Source organism: Acinetobacter sp. TUM15064 (assembly GCF_008980265.1).
Lineage (GTDB): Bacteria > Pseudomonadota > Gammaproteobacteria > Pseudomonadales > Moraxellaceae > Acinetobacter.
This window is the reverse complement of sequence record NZ_BKFU01000154.1, coordinates 1-1,107: the sequence shown is the minus strand read 5'-3', so window position 1 is coordinate 1,107 and position 1,107 is coordinate 1. Positions and strand designations below refer to the sequence as shown.

Annotated in this window: 1 pseudogene; it reads left to right on the top strand. The window is 35.0% G+C overall.

The features are described from left to right. Window positions 1-1,107: pseudogene (locus GBI16_RS18150) on the top strand (hypothetical protein); the annotation flags it as partial.

Here is a 1,107-nt window from a genome sequence, read left to right as displayed (position 1 = left end):
GTACTCTATGAAAAAATTGCCGAATTAGCGGATTCTCAAGCAAAGCAAAAAGAGGTTTTTGATTTACTACGGTTTATCGCTAAACCTCTGATTCAAAACATTGAAGCTGAACTGGATTTAAAGGATGAAAGCCAGAGACTATTACAGTGCTTTATACAATATATGCTAAAACTGAAGGATGGACTGGTTACGTTTAGTGACTGGGATAATTATTCTAAAAATCAGGTGTTCAATCAGACCAAAACTCCTAATTACTTACATGATATGAAAATTATTTTTAAAAGGCTAGTACAAAGGAAAATTGTTCAACGGCAACGTCGTAAAAAAATAAAAATGAATGATTGGCCAACAAAAAAGAAATTAAAAATTTTCCAAAGAAAGCAAGAAAAAAGACAGCTTATCAAAAGTTATCCAGGATACATTAGGACGTGCCAAGAGGTCCTTTATGATGAAGAGGGGGACGTAGAATATATAGATGAAGGAATTTCTGTACATACGACAGATAGGTCTACTGCTAGATTTAACTCTGTACTTAATCCGCAGAGTGAACATTTGATGAGGCATCGTCAGAGACGTCTACAGCCGTTTGTGACCAACACTCATTTTATGAGTAAGGATGTTATTCAACATCTGATATATGTACTAAAAAGCGAGCTTTACAATGATCATCCCAATGATGCCGCAATAGCAGCCGCGTGTTTATTGAGTCTGGCGACAGGCTTATCACCGATGCATTTACTTCAATTTCAGCAATTGATTGATGAAGGTGTTTTGATAAAAAGTAAAAGTCATAAAAAACCAGAGTATATTCTTAGATTACATTTAGATATTACAGAACAGAAAGTTGATATTTTAAAGCATCATCAGCTAAATCAGACTGTGACACATGATCTGCATTTATCAAGTAGTTGGTTCGAATACATTGTGCTTCATGAGTCTCAACACGTGCTTATGGCGAATGATATTAATAAAAAAATAAAAGAATGGACAATGAACCAAGGGATCGGCTCGATTACTGTAGAGAAACTACAAGCTCAGCTGTATTTCTATATTTTCCATCGTACTTTCAATGAATATATTGCTCATGTGCTTTCTGGCAAGGACAGT